Annotated in this window: 16 protein-coding genes and 1 other annotated feature; of the genes, 12 read left to right on the forward strand and 4 right to left on the reverse strand. The window is 52.4% G+C overall.

What is annotated here, in order from left to right; genetic code table 11:
* Window positions 1–114: 114 nt before the first annotated feature.
* Window positions 115–942, reverse strand: a complete 828-nt coding sequence (locus ACX3P5_RS11740; protein ID WP_458968749.1) for an SDR family oxidoreductase — start codon at window positions 940–942, stop codon at window positions 115–117.
* Between the two features lie 179 nt (window positions 943–1,121).
* Here ACX3P5_RS11740 and hisL point away from each other — a divergent pair, with 179 nt between their 5' ends.
* From hisL to ACX3P5_RS11800, 12 genes are all read left to right on the forward strand, one after another.
* A complete protein-coding gene (gene hisL, locus ACX3P5_RS11745) occupies window positions 1,122–1,169 on the forward strand; it encodes a his operon leader peptide (RefSeq protein ID WP_100396937.1) in 48 nt (15 codons plus the stop codon).
* Window positions 1,145–1,265 (forward strand) — a sequence feature (His leader region). Its footprint overlaps the gene before it by 25 nt.
* A gap of 196 nt (window positions 1,266–1,461) precedes the next feature.
* Entirely contained in the window at window positions 1,462–2,361 is a 900-nt protein-coding gene (gene hisG / locus ACX3P5_RS11750) for an ATP phosphoribosyltransferase (RefSeq protein ID WP_004571317.1), read from the forward strand.
* Between the two features lie 3 nt (window positions 2,362–2,364).
* Window positions 2,365–3,669, forward strand: a complete 1,305-nt coding sequence (gene hisD, locus ACX3P5_RS11755; RefSeq protein ID WP_458968750.1) for a histidinol dehydrogenase — start codon at window positions 2,365–2,367, stop codon at window positions 3,667–3,669.
* On the forward strand, window positions 3,666–4,742 hold the full coding sequence (hisC, locus tag ACX3P5_RS11760) for a histidinol-phosphate transaminase (protein WP_458968751.1): 1,077 nt from the start codon (window positions 3,666–3,668) through the stop codon (window positions 4,740–4,742). The genes hisD and hisC overlap by 4 nt, the downstream gene beginning before the upstream one ends.
* Entirely contained in the window at window positions 4,739–5,806 is a 1,068-nt protein-coding gene (gene hisB, locus ACX3P5_RS11765; RefSeq protein WP_233987662.1) for a bifunctional histidinol-phosphatase/imidazoleglycerol-phosphate dehydratase HisB, read from the forward strand. Before hisC ends, hisB begins: the two co-directional genes overlap by 4 nt.
* Window positions 5,806–6,396: an imidazole glycerol phosphate synthase subunit HisH gene (gene hisH / locus ACX3P5_RS11770; protein ID WP_458968752.1), complete on the forward strand. Its 591-nt coding sequence runs from the start codon at window positions 5,806–5,808 to the stop codon at window positions 6,394–6,396. Before hisB ends, hisH begins: the two co-directional genes overlap by 1 nt.
* Complete coding sequence (gene hisA, locus ACX3P5_RS11775) at window positions 6,396–7,133, forward strand: 1-(5-phosphoribosyl)-5-[(5-phosphoribosylamino)methylideneamino]imidazole-4-carboxamide isomerase (RefSeq protein ID WP_233987660.1); 738 nt, start codon at window positions 6,396–6,398, stop codon at window positions 7,131–7,133. Before hisH ends, hisA begins: the two co-directional genes overlap by 1 nt.
* Window positions 7,115–7,891 (forward strand): imidazole glycerol phosphate synthase subunit HisF, encoded by a 777-nt coding sequence (hisF, locus tag ACX3P5_RS11780; RefSeq protein WP_336755593.1) that lies wholly within the window; start codon window positions 7,115–7,117, stop codon window positions 7,889–7,891. Before hisA ends, hisF begins: the two co-directional genes overlap by 19 nt.
* The gene (gene hisIE, locus ACX3P5_RS11785) at window positions 7,885–8,496 is read left to right on the forward strand and encodes a bifunctional phosphoribosyl-AMP cyclohydrolase/phosphoribosyl-ATP diphosphatase HisIE (RefSeq protein ID WP_458968753.1); all 612 of its coding nucleotides are present in this window, start codon (window positions 7,885–7,887) and stop codon (window positions 8,494–8,496) included. The genes hisF and hisIE overlap by 7 nt, the downstream gene beginning before the upstream one ends.
* A 319-nt stretch (window positions 8,497–8,815) precedes the next feature.
* Window positions 8,816–9,292, forward strand: coding sequence for a YbaK/prolyl-tRNA synthetase associated domain-containing protein (locus tag ACX3P5_RS11790; RefSeq protein ID WP_458968754.1), 477 nt, complete (start codon window positions 8,816–8,818; stop codon window positions 9,290–9,292).
* 71 nt (window positions 9,293–9,363) lie between these two features.
* A complete protein-coding gene (locus ACX3P5_RS11795) occupies window positions 9,364–10,155 on the forward strand; it encodes an ABC transporter substrate-binding protein (RefSeq protein ID WP_458969181.1) in 792 nt (263 codons plus the stop codon).
* A gap of 107 nt (window positions 10,156–10,262) precedes the next feature.
* A complete protein-coding gene (locus ACX3P5_RS11800) occupies window positions 10,263–11,561 on the forward strand; it encodes a succinylglutamate desuccinylase/aspartoacylase family protein (protein ID WP_458968755.1) in 1,299 nt (432 codons plus the stop codon).
* Between the two features lie 101 nt (window positions 11,562–11,662).
* Here the strand turns inward: ACX3P5_RS11800 and ACX3P5_RS11805 are convergent, their stop codons facing one another.
* The 3 genes from ACX3P5_RS11805 to ACX3P5_RS11815 are packed head-to-tail and all read right to left on the reverse strand — an operon-like array spanning window position 11,663 to window position 15,406.
* Window positions 11,663–13,915 (reverse strand): hypothetical protein, encoded by a 2,253-nt coding sequence (locus ACX3P5_RS11805; protein WP_336755596.1) that lies wholly within the window; start codon window positions 13,913–13,915, stop codon window positions 11,663–11,665.
* A complete protein-coding gene (locus ACX3P5_RS11810) occupies window positions 13,890–14,789 on the reverse strand; it encodes a hypothetical protein (RefSeq protein ID WP_458968756.1) in 900 nt (299 codons plus the stop codon). Before ACX3P5_RS11810 ends, ACX3P5_RS11805 begins: the two co-directional genes overlap by 26 nt.
* Window positions 14,768–15,406 carry a class I SAM-dependent methyltransferase gene (locus tag ACX3P5_RS11815; protein WP_233987653.1) on the reverse strand — a complete coding sequence of 213 codons (639 nt, stop codon included), beginning with the start codon at window positions 15,404–15,406 and terminating at the stop codon, window positions 14,768–14,770. The genes ACX3P5_RS11810 and ACX3P5_RS11815 overlap by 22 nt, the downstream gene beginning before the upstream one ends.

The raw sequence follows: 15,406 nt of genomic DNA on the forward strand, positions 1-15,406 counted from the left end.
GGCAGGCTCTGGCCGTTTCTTCAGGCTTTTAGTATGTTGTAACTATTTGCGCCCGATTTCTGTCTGCTTTGATTCCTGTTCCGGTGGCGCGCCACCGGAACAGCAGCACCCGCTTTACTCCAGCGGCATCTTCACCGGATCGTCGTAGCGATACTCAAAGCCCAGCTCGGTGCAGATGCGTGAGCCGTCAATCAGCTTGCCACTTTCGTTGCCGGTTTGCGGCGCGAAGTGTGGCGGCTGCAGACCCAGCTGTCGCGAGACCGCCGGATAAAAGGTGTCGCGCGACGGATGTTTTGCGGCGCACAGGTTATAGACTCGTCCTCCTTTTGGCGTCTGCAGCAGCAGCGTTATCGCTTCTACTACATCATCCAGGTGTACCAGGTTAACACCCTGCGAGCCGTTCGCTACATCCTGCTTACCGGCCAGAAACCGACCCGGATGGCGCTTCGGCCCCACCAGCCCGGCGAGACGAACAATATCGACGCTGGTGCCCGGCAGATCGTGCAGCCAGTTCTCCAGTTTTACCAGTGTTTTGCCGGCGACGGTTTCGGGTATCAGCGGGCTGGTTTCGCGTTTGATGCCGGATTCGCTGCCATAGACCGAAGTCGAGCTGGTAAAGATGATGCGCGGCACGTTATAGACCAGCGCACTATCCACCACGTTTTGCACCGCCTGCAGATAGGCTTCGCCCCCTTCTGCGGTACGGCTGGCGGGTAACGTGACCACCAGCGCATCGACGTTGAACAGCGGCTCGACGTCGGCGGCATCACACACCAGATCCGGCGTCAGCGCCAGTTGAAAGGCTTCGATGCCGCAGCGGCGCGCCGCGTCCACCCCGTCCGGCGTGGTTTTGCTGCCGGTGACCTGCCAGCCTCGTGCGGTTAACGCTGTAGCCAGCGGCATACCTAACCAACCCAGTCCCACAATTGCGACCTTCTTCATTTTGACTCCTGGCGTGAAACATCAACCCTGACTTCAACCTAGTTTGCTCCCGGAATGCAAACCAGAACAACCGGTTTCAGCGCTTTCCGAACCGACTGGTTAAAAAAGGGTTGCCAATCGCAGCCATCTTCGCTAGGTTAAACCTCACAAATGAATACTCATTCATCGACGAGATTATTATGACACGCGTTCAGTTCAACCATCACCACCACCATCATCCTGACTAGTCTTTCAGGCGATGTGTGCTGGAAGACTTTCAAGATCTTCCAGTGGTGCGAACGCAAGAGAACCCCCGGAAGATCGTCTTCCGGGGGTTTTTTTATGGGCTGACGCAAATCCAGCAATCAGGACAGGAACAGTAGCCTATCCCATCAGGCTATTTTATTTGCCACTCTGGCCCTGGGCAGTGCTCACAATCTTACGTACTGCGGGTACGTTCCGGTTGTTGCGCACTGTCCGTGACCAGACTGACTGCAACAATATACGCCTACTGGAATAGGCTTAAAGAGGACAGGAACCATGTTAGATAACACCCGTTTACGCATAGCTATGCAGAAATCCGGCCGTTTAAGCGATGATTCACGCGAACTGCTGGCGCGCTGTGGCGTTAAAATCAATCTTCAGCAACAGCGCCTGATTGCGTTTGCGGAGAACATGCCGATCGACATCCTGCGGGTGCGTGATGACGATATTCCTGGTCTGGTAATGGATGGTGTGGTCGATTTAGGCATCATCGGTGAGAACGTGCTGGAAGAAGAGCTGCTCTCACGCCGTGCCCAGGGTGAAGACCCGCGTTATTTCACGCTGCGCCGCCTGGATTTCGGCGGTTGCCGCCTGTCGCTGGCGATGGCGACAGATGCCGAGTACACCGGCCCGGAATGCCTCGATAAATCCCGTATTGCCACCTCCTATCCGCACCTGCTCAAACAATACCTCGACAAAAAAGGCGTCAGCTTCAAAACCTGTTTACTGAACGGGTCCGTTGAAGTCGCCACCCGTGCCGGCCTGGCAGATGCCATCTGCGATCTGGTGTCGACCGGTGCCACGCTGGAAGCCAATGGCCTGCGCGAAGTTGAAGTGATTTATCGTTCAAAAGCGGTGCTGATCCAGCGTGACGGCGAGATGCCTGCCGCGAAGCAGGAGCTGATCGACAAAATGATGACCCGTATTCAGGGCGTGATTAAAGCGCGTGAATCGAAGTACATCATGCTGCACGCACCGAGTGAACGCCTGGAAGAAGTGATCAGCCTGCTTCCTGGCGCAGAGCGCCCAACGGTGCTGCCGCTGGCAGGCGATGTCAGCCGCGTGGCGATGCACATGGTGAGCAGTGAAACCCTGTTCTGGGAAACCATGGAAAAACTGAAAGCGCTGGGTGCCAGTTCGATTCTGGTGCTGCCGATTGAGAAGATGATGGAGTAAGCCATGGCCTTTTCTACCCCGATTGACTGGCAGCAATGCAGCGCAGAACAGCAGCAAGCGCTGTTGTTACGTCCGGCTATTGCCGCCTCAGAGAATGTGACCCAGACGGTACGTGAAGTGCTGGAGCAGGTGAAGGCCCGTGGTGACGCGGCGCTACGCGACTTCAGCGCCCGCTTCGATAAGGCGCAGGTTGAGAATCTGCGCGTAACGCCGCAACAGATCAGCGATGCCAGTGACCGGCTCAGCGATACGCTGAAACAGGCGATGGCGGTAGCGGTGGCCAATATCGAAACCTTCCACAATGCGCAGATCCTGCCGCCAGTGGATGTTGAAACCCAGCCCGGCGTACGCTGCCAGCAGATCACCCGCCCGGTGAAATCGGTCGGACTCTATATTCCTGGCGGTTCTGCGCCGCTGTTCTCTACCGTGCTGATGCTGGCAACCCCGGCGCGCATCGCCGGTTGTGGTCGCGTGGTGCTCTGCTCACCGCCGCCGATTGCTGATGAGATTCTTTATGCCGCTCAGCTGTGTGGCGTCGAAGAGGTGTTTCAGGTTGGCGGTGCGCAGGCGATTGCCGCCCTCGCCTTCGGCACCGAAACCGTGCCGCGCGTCGATAAAATTTTTGGTCCGGGCAACGCCTGGGTGACCGAAGCGAAACGTCAGGTCAGTCAGCGCCTGGATGGGGCGGCGATTGATATGCCGGCGGGTCCGTCAGAAGTGCTGGTGATTGCCGATGAGGGCGCGACGCCCGCTTTCGTGGCGTCGGATCTGCTGTCGCAGGCCGAACACGGTCCCGATTCCCAGGTGATTCTGCTGACGCCTTCGCGCACGCTGGCTGATGCAGTCGCTGAAGCGGTTGAGCAGCAGCTGGCGCAGTTGCCGCGAGCCGCCACGGCCCGTCAGGCGCTGGAGAGCAGCCGTCTGATTGTGGCGCGCGATCTGCAACAGTGTGTGGAAATTTCGAATCTGTACGGTCCGGAGCACCTGATCCTGCAGACCCGTCAGCCACGCGAACTGGTGGAGTCGATCACCAGCGCCGGTTCAGTATTCCTCGGTGACTGGTCACCGGAGTCCGCGGGCGACTATGCGTCTGGCACCAATCACGTATTGCCGACCTACGGTTACACCTCGACCTGCTCCAGCCTCGGCCTGGCGGATTTCCAGAAACGTATGACGGTACAGGAGCTGACGCCGCAGGGCTTCCTCAACCTGGCCGCGACGATTGAAACGCTGGCAGCCGCCGAGCAGCTGGATGCCCACAAAAATGCCGTCACCCTGCGCGTTGCCGCACTGAAGGAGCAAGCATGAGCCAGAATATTGAACAACTGGCGCGCGCCAACGTTCGCGCCCTGACGCCTTACCAGTCGGCGCGCCGGCTGGGTGGCAACGGTGATGTCTGGCTCAATGCCAACGAGTTCCCGCTGCCGGTGTCGTTTGAGCTGTCACAGCAGACGCTGAACCGTTATCCGGAGTGTCAGCCTAAACTGGTGATTGAGCGCTACGCTGCTTACGCGGGCTTAACGCCGGAGCAGGTGCTGGTGAGCCGTGGCGCAGATGAAGCCATCGAACTGATCATGCGCGCCTTCTGTGAGCCGGGTCAGGATGCGATTCTGTTCTGCCCGCCGACCTATGGCATGTACAGCGTCAGCGCCGAAACCATCGGCATTGAATACCGCACCGTCCCGGCGCTGGCCGACTGGCAGCTTAATCTGCCCGCCATTGCTGAGCAGCTGGAAGGCGTCAAGGTGGTGTACCTTTGCAGCCCGAACAATCCCACCGGCAACCTGATCAATCAGGATGATATCCGTCAGCTGCTGGCGATGACCGCCGGCAAAGCGCTGGTGGTGGCGGATGAAGCCTATATTGAATTCTGTCCGCAGGCGACGCTGACCGGCTGGCTGAAAGATTATCCCAACCTGGTGATCCTGCGCACCCTGTCGAAAGCCTTTGCGCTGGCTGGCCTGCGCTGTGGTTTCGCGCTGGCCAATCAGCCGGTCATCGACCTGCTGATGAAGGTAATTGCGCCCTATCCGCTGGCGACACCGGTGGCGGATGTCGCCGGTCAGGCGTTGAGCGAGCAAGGCATCACGCTGATGCGTGAGCATGTGGCGCAGCTCAACGACAACCGCAGCTGGTTACTGGCAGAGCTGGCAAAGCTGGGCTGCGTAGAACAGGTTTTCGCCAGTGAAACCAACTATGTGCTGGCGCGGTTTTCCGACTCACCAAAAGTCTTCAAAACCTTGTGGGATCAGGGCATTATCCTGCGTGACCAGAACAAAAATCCGGGCCTGTCGGGATGTCTGCGCATCTCCATCGGCACGCGTGAAGAGTGCGGACGTGTGATCGCCGCGCTGCAAGCCCTCTCTGTGGAGCAAGCATGAGCCAGAAGACCCTTTTTATTGACCGCGACGGTACCCTTATCTCTGAGCCGCCTGAAGATTTTCAGGTGGATCGTATGGACAAACTGGCGTTTGAGCCTGACGTCATCCCGGCACTGCTGGCGCTGCAGGCTGCCGGTTACCGCCTGGTGATGATCACCAATCAGGATGGACTCGGCACCCAGAGCTTCCCGCAGGCGGACTTTGATGGCCCGCATAACCTGATGATGCAGGTGCTGAACTCACAGGGCATCACCTTTGACGACGTGCTGATTTGCCCGCACCTGCCCGAAGATCACTGTGACTGCCGTAAGCCAAAAACCAAAATGGTGGAAGCCTGGCTGGCTGAAGGCGCGCTGGATACCGCTAACAGCTACGTGATTGGCGATCGCCTGACTGACGTGCAGCTGGCGGAGAACATGGGCATTCAGCCAATCCGTTATGGCGCGGACGGCGAGAACTGGCAGACCATTCAGCAGCGTCTGACCCAGCGCGACCGCTATGCGCTGGTGCAGCGTAATACCAAAGAGACTCAGGTGCGGGTCGAGCTGTGGCTGGATCGCGAAGGCGGCAGCAAAATTAACACCGGCGTCGGGTTTTTTGACCACATGCTGGACCAGATTGCGGTGCACGGCGGTTTCCGCATGAACATCGAAGTGAAAGGCGATCTCTACATCGACGATCACCACACGGTGGAAGATACCGGCCTGGCGCTGGGTGAAGCGTTACTTAAAGCGCTGGGCGATAAGCGTGGCATTGGCCGTTTTGGCTTTGTGCTGCCGATGGATGAGTGTCTGGCACGCTGTGCGCTGGATATCTCCGGCCGTCCGCACATCGAATTTAAAGCGGAATTTAACTATCAGCGCGTCGGTGACCTGAGCACCGAGATGGTTGAGCACTTCTTCAGTTCGCTCTCCTACGCCATGATGAGCACCCTGCATCTGAAAACCAAAGGTAAGAACGATCATCACCGCGTCGAAAGCCTGTTTAAAGCTTTTGGCCGTACTTTGCGCCAGGCGATCCGCGTTGAAGGTAATACGCTGCCGAGCTCGAAAGGAGTGCTGTGATGAACGTGGTAATCATGGATACCGGCTGCGCCAACCTCTCGTCGGTGAAATGGGCGATTGAACGTCTGGGTTACACCCCGGAAGTCAGCCGCGATCCCGATGTGGTGCTGCGCGCCGACAAACTGTTTCTGCCGGGCGTGGGCACCGCGCAGGCGGCGATGAATCAGCTGGAAGAGCGTGACCTGATCGATCTGGTCAAAGCCTGTACCCAGCCGGTGCTGGGCATCTGTCTCGGGATGCAGCTGCTGGGACGCGGCAGTGATGAAAACGGCGGCGTGCCGACGCTGGGGATTATCGATCAGCCGGTCTCGCTGATGAACACCCATGGTCTGCCGTTGCCGCACATGGGCTGGAACCAGATTACCGCCCAGGCGGGCAACCACCTGTTCCGTGGCATTGAGGAAGGCTGCTACTTCTACTTTGTTCACAGCTACGCCATGCCGGTTAATGCCAGCACTATCGCCCAGTGTCACTACGGTGAAGCCTTCACCGCGGCGGTGCAGAAAGATAACTTCTTCGGCGTCCAGTTCCATCCGGAACGCTCGGGCAAAGCGGGCGCGCAGTTGCTGAAAAACTTCCTGGAGATGTGATGATTATCCCCGCGTTAGATTTAATCGACGGCAAAGTCGTCCGTCTGCATCAGGGCGATTATGGCCAGCAGCGCGACTACGGCAGCGATCCGCTGCCTCGTCTGCAGCAGTATGCGCAGGAAGGCGCCACGGTGCTGCATCTGGTGGACCTGACCGGCGCGAAAGATCCGGCAAAGCGGCAGATTGCGCTGCTGAAAACCCTGCTCGACGGCGTCGACGTGATTGTGCAGGTCGGTGGCGGCATTCGTCATCGTGACGATGTGAAAGCACTGCTGGACGCCGGAGCCAGCCGCGTGGTGGTGGGTTCAACCGCGGTGAAGCAGCCTGACGAGGTAAAACGCTGGTTTGCCGAGTTTGGCGCAGAGGCGATTGTGCTGGCGCTGGATGTGCGCATTGATGCTGATAACCGCAAAGAAGTGGCGATCAGCGGCTGGCAGGAAGCGGCGGGCGTTACGCTGGAACAGGTGATTGCCGATTTCCAGCCGGCTGGCCTGAAGCATGTACTCTGCACCGATATTTCACGCGACGGCACCCTGAGCGGCTCCAACGTCGCGCTTTACCAGGAAGTGACCGCTCGCTTCCCGGACATCGCCTTCCAGTCTTCGGGTGGCATTGGTGAACTTAATGATATCGCCGCCCTGCGCGGCAGCGGCGTTCAGGGCGTGATTGTCGGACGTGCGCTGCTGGAAGGTAAATTCACAGTTTCGGAGGCTATCTCATGCTGGCAAAACGGATAATTCCCTGTCTTGATGTACGTGATGGCCAGGTGGTGAAAGGCGTGCAGTTCCGTAATCACGAGATCATTGGCGATATCGTCCCGCTGGCGCAGCGCTATGCGGCTGAAGGCGCTGATGAGCTGGTGTTTTATGACATCACCGCGTCATCTGATGGCCGGGTCGTCGATAAGAGCTGGGTTTCGCGGGTCGCGGAAGTAATCGATATTCCGTTCTGTGTGGCAGGCGGGATCAAAACGCCGGAAGACGCGGCGCGCATTCTGGAATTTGGTGCGGACAAGATTTCGATTAACTCTCCTGCGCTGGCTGACCCCACGCTGATTACCCGCCTCGCGGACCGCTTTGGCGTACAGTGCATTGTGGTCGGCATTGATACCTGGTTCGATGAAGCCAGCGGTAAGTATCAGGTGAATCAGTATACCGGTGACGAAGCGCGGACCCGGGTGACGCAGTGGGAAACGCTGGAGTGGGTGCAGGAGGTCCAGAAACTGGGCGCTGGCGAAATCGTGCTGAACATGATGAATCAGGATGGCGTGCGTAACGGTTATGACCTGGTGCAGCTGAAGAAAGTGCGTGAAGTCTGCAAAGTGCCCCTGATCGCTTCTGGCGGCGCAGGCACTATGCAGCACTTCCTCGACGCCTTTACCGAGGCCAACGTCGATGGTGCGTTAGCCGCCTCGGTGTTCCATAAGCAGATTATCAATATTGGCGAGCTGAAAAGCTTCCTGATCGACAACGGAGTGGAGATTCGCGCGTGTTAACCGAACAACAACTGACCCAGCTTGACTGGGACAAAACCCAGGGCATGATGCCGGTCATCGTGCAGCATAACGTCTCTGGCGAAGTGCTGATGCACGGTTACATGACTCAGCCGGCGCTGGAAAAAACCCTGGCCGAAGGCAACGTGACCTTTTTCTCCCGCACCAAAAACCGGTTGTGGACCAAAGGCGAGACCTCCGGCCACTTTCTGCAAGCGGTGAGCATCACGCCAGACTGCGATAACGATACGCTGCTGATACTGGCGAACCCGATCGGTCCGACCTGCCATCTGGGCACCACCAGCTGCTTCTCGCCGGCCGTGCCAGAGTGGACCTTCCTCTATCAGTTGGAAGAGCTGCTGGCGTCCCGCAAAACAGCCGACCCTGAAAGCTCTTACACCGCACGACTCTACGCCAGCGGCACCAAGCGCATCGCGCAGAAAGTGGGTGAAGAAGGCGTTGAAACTGCGCTGGCCGCTACGGTCAACGATCGGGATGAACTGACTAATGAAGCGTCAGATCTGGTCTATCACCTGATGGTGCTGTTACAGGATCAGGATCTCGACTTCAGCGCGGTGATCAACAACCTGCGCGCCCGCCATAAGTAAAATGTGCAATAAGCTGCTCAAAATCAGGCTGAGGCGATGATTTTGAGCAGTGTCCTTCTCAAAAATAACCCTTAGCGCTATTTTTGAGCAAAATATTGCTCAACAGGCACGATGATGTTAACTCTCCAGTGGTGTATTAACGGTGTCCGGCGGGATGCTGCTTTAATCAAAATCCAGCAGTCCAGACATTGAGACCACACCACCTTAACTACGCTGAATCGTGCCTTTAAACCGTTCGGTCTCAGGGCAGGTCTATTACCGCGTCAGCCGCTTATGCTGCAAACCCTGATCCAGCAACTCACTGCGTCTGGAGAGAACCATGACCACCCATGAAAAATTGATCGCCCTGCTCGACCAGCACCAGGCACGTTATCGACTGATGGAACATCAGGCGACCGGTAAGTGCGAAGCGGTGGCGGCGATCCGCGGCACTGCCGTCGGTCAGGGCGCCAAAGCGCTGGTCTGCCATGTTAAAGGGAATGGCATTAAGCAGCATGTACTGGCGGTGTTGCCCGCCGATCAGCAGGCTGACCTGTGCAAAGTGGCCGCCGCAGTCGGCGGACGCCGTGCCTCACTCGCCAGTCCGGCAGAAACCGACGCCCTGACCGGTTGCGTGTTTGGTGCGATTCCACCATTTAGCTTTCATCCCGATTTAAACCTGGTTGTTGATCCGCTGTTGTTTGACCGCTACCCGGAGATCGCTTTTAACGCCGGTCTGCTGGATCGCTCAGTTATCCTCAACACGGAAGATTATCGGGCGCTGTGCCGGGCTAACGTGGTGAATATCATCCAGTAATTGCCATCACTAGCGGTCAACGTTACTCTGCGTGAACCCTCATCACGACTAAAGAAGACCATTACATGGCAATGAACCGCTTTACTACCCGTCTGCGTCAGACGTTGATCATGGCTGTCGTCGCCGGCAGTGCCTTTGGTGCGCAGGCAAAAATCGACCAGGTCCGCTTCGCTGTTGATCCCACCTACCCACCGTTTGAATCGAAAACACCGCAGGGCAAACTGGTTGGTTTCGATATCGATCTGGGCAATGCGCTGTGTACCCAGATGCAGGCGAAATGCGTCTGGGTTGAAAGCCAGTTTGACGGCATGATCCCGGCACTGAAAGCACGCAAGTTCGATGCCATCCTCTCTGATATGGGCATTACGGAAGAGCGGCTGAAGCAGATCGATTTCACCGTGCCGCTCTACGACACTCACACCCAGCTGATTGCCCGCAAAGGCGCTGGCGTACTGCCGACCGCGGAATCACTGAAAGGCAAAACGGTAGGCGTTCAGCAGGGCACGGTTCAGGAGCGTTATGCACTGGCAAAATGGCAACCGCATGGCGTGAACGTGGTGCCGTATAGTGACCAGGCGCAGGTCGAAAGTGATTTAGTTGCCGGTCGTCTCGATGTGGTGTTCACCGATGCCGCACAGGCGGCGATTGGCTTCATGAAGCAGCCGCAGGGAAAAGATTTTGAGCTGGCAGGCCCGATCGTTCAGGACCCGATTATCGGTCCCGGCACCGCCATCGGGCTGCGTAAAGGTGACACGGAACTGAAGACGGCACTGGATAATGCCTTTGCTGAGATCAAAAAGAATGGCACCTTTGATCAGATTCAGAAGCGTTATTTCGCCACCGATATCTCTGTTCAGCAGTAGCATCGCAGGCAGGCTTTTCCGTCATTTAATGCGATCCGGCACTATACTCTAACCTTTTCAGGACGGCGCGCTGCCGTCCTTCGCCGACCACAGGACATTAACACGGTATGCATCAACAACATCATCCTCTGTTAAGCGCCTCTTTAGGCACCCAACGTGAAATTATCAGTTTCCATTTTGCTGAAAACCACTCGCGTCAGGTTTATATCCAGGCTGCGCTACATGGCGACGAGTTGCCGGGCATGGCGGTGGCATGGTTTTTAAAGCAACGGCTACAGACGCTGGAGTCAGCTGGCCAGTTAAGAGCCGCTTTCACCCTGGTGCCGGTCGCCAATCCGCTGGCGCTGGGTCAGCACTGGCACGGAACGCATCTGGGTCGTTTTCATACCTTATCGGGACAGGATTTTAATCGCCGCTTCCCCTCGCTGGGCGAGACGCTGGCAGCCGGACTGGCTGACAGTCTTACCCAGAGCGAAGCGCAGAATAAAACCCTGATCCGTGAGGCGATCGATCGTCACTACCGCGATACGGTGCCCAGAACCGAACTGGATGCGCAGCGTTATACCCTGATGCGCATGGCCAGTCAGGCCGATCTGATGATTGATCTGCATTGTGACTGGGAAGCCGTGCCGCATCTCTATACTACGCCGCACGCCTGGCCGGATATCGAGCCGCTGGCGCGCTGGTTAGGCAGTGAGGTACAGCTGCTGGCGCAGATTTCAGGCGGCGAACCGTTTGATGAAGCCTGCTGTGAACCCTGGCTGACGCTGGCAGAACGTTTTGGCAAAGACTTCCCGATGCCGCGCGGCTTGCTGCCGGTTACCCTTGAACTGCGTGGCGTACGCGACGTCTCTCCTGAGCAGGCTGAAAAGGATGCGGATGCGATTATTTCCGCGTTACAGGAAAGCGGCTACATCGGTTACAGCGAGCCGGCGGTTTCGGTTGAAGTGGCGGCACCGGTGATTGGTGGCGATGAGCTGGTGTCGGTGACCACCGGAGGCGAAGACGTGGTGGCGATTGGCGAAAGCGGTACCGGACTGAGCGCGCCCGACGTGGTCGAAGCGGCGGATGAACAGAGTATGATTAAAGAGCGCTACAGCGAAGGTTCTGCCGCGACCTCCCCTGCCCTGAAGCATCCACCGACGCCATTGGCCGCCTGCGAATATATTCACTCTCCGGTCTCCGGTCTGATTCTGCATCGCAAATCACTGGGTGCCAGGATTCGTGCTGGCGAAGTGGTAGCGGAGATTGTTGATCCGGTCACCGACCAGATCACGCCATTAATGGCTGAACACGGCGGCATTCTCTATGCGAGACACTGGGTACGGTTTGCAACGGCGGGTATGCTGGTCGTGAGGCTGGCGGGCGAGAGTGAGATTCGGAGCGGGGATTTGCTGGTGGGATAAAAAAAAGGCTGCCAGCTAAGTGAGCTGGCAGCCTTTTTTATTAAGCGATGACTCAATTTTTATACAATGCACTGTATAAAATAGGAAAGATGCAGGTACTATTAAGATAAATTATTAATGCTGGTTAAAAATAGCCCGAGAACCCGTTCATCACGACTGCCAAAAATAGATGGCGAAACAGCATCAATAACTTCTAATGTAACAAATGCATCTTCTATATTATCGACAGTTAAATCAACATGATCGTTTCCACCCACCGAAACAATGCTTTTCTCATAAGATTTATTAGATAACTTCACTCTGAAAATAACTTTCCTGGGGTGAGATTCCGAAGCATCAAAGACATTAAAATTCAATCTTAAAGTCGCACTCTTAACTTTTCCTTTTACAGACGGCAAAAAAAGATCTGCACGAGCCGATGACCATATACCGTTTTCTTCTGGATCATACCATCCCTTACCGAGCACTCTATATTTAGCTAATGAATCAGCAGAGAATAACAGTGGATAATTAATAGCATTTTTCTTCAAACGGATGACTGTGAATAATTCATTTTGAATAACATCTAAATATCCCTCTTGCTTTAATACGTTCACTAGCGGCAAAAATTGCATCCTTTTGGCGTCAGGACAGGTAAAGTCAGGATAAATCATTTGCGCTTCAACTGGTGTGTCTGGCATCTTACAAGGCCAGACATGGGCTGACCAGAGCATGTCAAAGTTAGGTATAATAACTGCATTTACATTTTCGAAGCTTAACAGCCTTATAATATATTTCAGGCTGGAGCCTGTTAACTCACCCCGCAGCTTAAGGAAATCCTGAGGCCAATACACCATAGATTGCTGGACATTTTTATCCCCACCTAAGTTGAAGCTCTTAACATTCAGGGCGGAAGACAGGTAATTAGCCAAAAAATCATTACCCCAAGGGACATAAGCAACCAAATCACCAGAATTGATTAACGGCTTAAGATTTCTCACCACTTCATTATCAACACGTTCAAATGCTTCATTATAATACCTGCCTGCTGATAAATGATTCTCAAGAGGCGGAATATAAAATAAAATAGCAAAGCTCACTAAAAGCGCTGAGAAAAAATTATTTTTACGGGACGATAACAGCAGAACAACTAAGCACCATATAGCGAAAAAGGATAATGCTATCCAACGATACGATGCTCTCATAACGTCAAAACCGGGTATGTGTTCTGAAATCCAACCGGTGCCAGTGGGTAATAAAGGATAATTATCAGGTATTATGGGTGAGAGATCAGGCTGGCCTGTAGGTTTCAATAGCATAAACTTGAAGGAAGGTCCCAACGAGAAATACAATGAAAATATAAAGACAGATAAGAATAAAATTACAATACTTTTATTATTTCTAATTTTTGACTTAGAGAAATGGCAAAGAGATAAGATCAACATGGGCAATAAAAATGTCGTTCGCCATACGGAACTATCTCCATAATACTGCCCCTCGGTGCGAAACACGGACCAATGCAGATTATCCAGAAGCCATGAAATACCTGATGATGGGGCAGCAAGAAAAGAAATATCAACGCCCCAGGAACGGAAAAAAGAGAGTTGCTGGGGTTCATAGCCTGACCTACCTATAAACGCAGCATAAAGAATATAAGAAAATATACAAGCGAAAGCGTGCACCGAAACTACTTTAACAATTACCTTCAGCGTTCGATTATTATCTTTGGAGAGAAAGTACATTAAATAAAATGAATTCAAAACCGCCTGCATAATGAATGTGTATCCATCCATAAAAATGGAAATGACGGATGAAACAGTACAAATAAACAACGAAAAAGTATAAAATTTAAGGCGCTGATTGCCATCACAAAAAGTCATTGCCTTCATAAAACTAAAAAAATAAAAAGGAAGCAATGCTATACCCAGGGTTAACATGGAATAATTAGCATGCTGAACGACTACAGGCGTAATGACCCATAACAGTGACAATAAAACTGATGTATACTGGTTAACCTTAAAATGCCTACTTATTTTGTAAGCAGACACAAAAGAAATTAATATGAATAAAGTGAAAATAATAATATAACTATTAGCAGGAGAAAACCCTAATCGTAAAAGAATACTCATAGGATATACAGCAGACAAGCCGAATGAAATATTGCCGCCGTAAGGGAATCCAAAATTTGAAGCGTGAGCAGTAAACACAGAGCTATTTGCTATAGACTGTGCGAAGCCCACAGCCCAAAAAGCCTGCCCAAGCGTAGGAAGCGAAAAATATGGTATAAGATTATTAGTGATAAGTGAAAATAAACCAGCAATAAATGCAAAAAACAGGAACGGGATTCTTTTAAATTCTTTTTGTTTGTCGCTCACTATCAATAAACCTTTGAACCGTTGAAGAGAAAATGAAAAAAATCAAGTCACCAATAACTGTCACTAAACGTGTTAGAATGGCGGCATTAAAAACCAATGACTGATCTCTAAAAACCGGAAAAAGAAGAAGAATTAGTATACTTTCCCTTACTCCTAATCCAGCTGGAGAGCCAGGCATAATAAACCCGATCAGCCATGCCGCAACAAAGCTACATAAAACAAATGCATCTAAAGATAAAGTAGAATTTACTTTTATTGTCGAAGTAACTATCAAGAAGAACATCAGTCCCGAGACAAACATAAATATCATATAGCTTGAAAAGGTTCTGAAAAAATTAGTGCTAATTCTGTTGATAATAAATGATGCGCCCAAAAAAAACAAAAAAGAAGTAAAAATAGAGAGCGCAACTCCCATTTCGAGAAAGTAATACACCCCTACGTAAACACTGAAGGGTAAAGAGGATAACAACAAGAGTATGATTTCTAAAAATTGCGACTTAGCCACTTTAGCAGAATTGAGGTTATGTCTGACTGCAAGCACTTGCTTCCCTGCGAACTGAAATATATTACCGGGAATATACTTAGCAATTTGAGAAACCCCAAAAATCGCCACTGATAACTTTATAGTTATCTTTTCGTCAAGTCCGGCTAATATTAAACGCCAACCAGCCGCAAGGAGATAATTATTAAGAGCATACACCAGACACGCAACAGTAAAAACCAGAGCATGATCTTTAAAAAAACCTGTAAGATTAACCAGACCTTGTAAGGTATAAAATTTATAGCCAATAAAAATTACGCTGAGGAAAACCAATAAATAAGAAACGTAATTCACTGCTTTTTTTAAAAGCATCAATCTTTTTTGACTTGACACAGTAACATTGTCCAGGGAGTTGGTGAACTTACTGATAGAACATCGAAATATTCAGAAATCAGGGCTACAAACTTATTTCGAGACCAATGATTCAAATGACCAGGCGTATTACCCAATTGAGAAATATATTTTAACCTTACAAGGTTTAAAACTCTCCATAATGGTTCTGATGGAACGCTCAAAATCACATAATTACGAGCAACTTCTTTTATTTTTTCGAGACCCGCTTGAGGATTTTCAAGATGCTCCAAAACCTCACAACATACGATCAGTTGAGAGGAGTCTGCGGCAGCGTTTAAATCATAAATGCTTTTAACGGTAAATAGATCCTCTGACACACCTCGTTCTGTAGCATTACTCTTCGCTATCGAGATAACTTCCGAGGAGAAATCACTTCCACGAGTATTAAATCCTTTTTCTAAATATTTTAAAACCCAGTAACCTTCACCACAGCCTATTTCATGAAACTCATTGACGCCAGTTTGGCTTATGTAGCGCTCAAGAGATTGGTCAAAACCACGCATCATATGTTTGACAATAGGATTATTTGAACCATATTTATCATAAGCATTGCCAAATACGATACCGTTTTCTTTTTTGCCTGATGAAAAAGCCAT

The organism is Pantoea sp. S-LA4 (genome assembly GCF_054482835.1).

Bases quoted from the DNA above. Each gene is read 5' to 3' on its own strand.
- ACX3P5_RS11740 (WP_458968749.1), bottom strand. From the start codon at position 942: ATGAAGAAGGTCGCAATTGTGGGACTGGGTTGGTTAGGTATGCCGCTG.
- hisG (WP_004571317.1), top strand. From the start codon at position 1,462: ATGTTAGATAACACCCGTTTACGCATAGCTATGCAGAAATCCGGCCGT.
- hisD (WP_458968750.1), top strand. From the start codon at position 2,365: ATGGCCTTTTCTACCCCGATTGACTGGCAGCAATGCAGCGCAGAACAG.
- hisC (WP_458968751.1), top strand. From the start codon at position 3,666: ATGAGCCAGAATATTGAACAACTGGCGCGCGCCAACGTTCGCGCCCTG.
- hisB (WP_233987662.1), top strand. From the start codon at position 4,739: ATGAGCCAGAAGACCCTTTTTATTGACCGCGACGGTACCCTTATCTCT.
- hisH (WP_458968752.1), top strand. From the start codon at position 5,806: ATGAACGTGGTAATCATGGATACCGGCTGCGCCAACCTCTCGTCGGTG.
- hisA (WP_233987660.1), top strand. From the start codon at position 6,396: ATGATTATCCCCGCGTTAGATTTAATCGACGGCAAAGTCGTCCGTCTG.
- hisF (WP_336755593.1), top strand. From the start codon at position 7,115: ATGCTGGCAAAACGGATAATTCCCTGTCTTGATGTACGTGATGGCCAG.
- ACX3P5_RS11790 (WP_458968754.1), top strand. From the start codon at position 8,816: ATGACCACCCATGAAAAATTGATCGCCCTGCTCGACCAGCACCAGGCA.
- ACX3P5_RS11795 (WP_458969181.1), top strand. From the start codon at position 9,364: ATGAACCGCTTTACTACCCGTCTGCGTCAGACGTTGATCATGGCTGTC.
- ACX3P5_RS11800 (WP_458968755.1), top strand. From the start codon at position 10,263: ATGCATCAACAACATCATCCTCTGTTAAGCGCCTCTTTAGGCACCCAA.
- ACX3P5_RS11815 (WP_233987653.1), bottom strand. From the start codon at position 15,406: ATGGCTTTTTCATCAGGCAAAAAAGAAAACGGTATCGTATTTGGCAAT.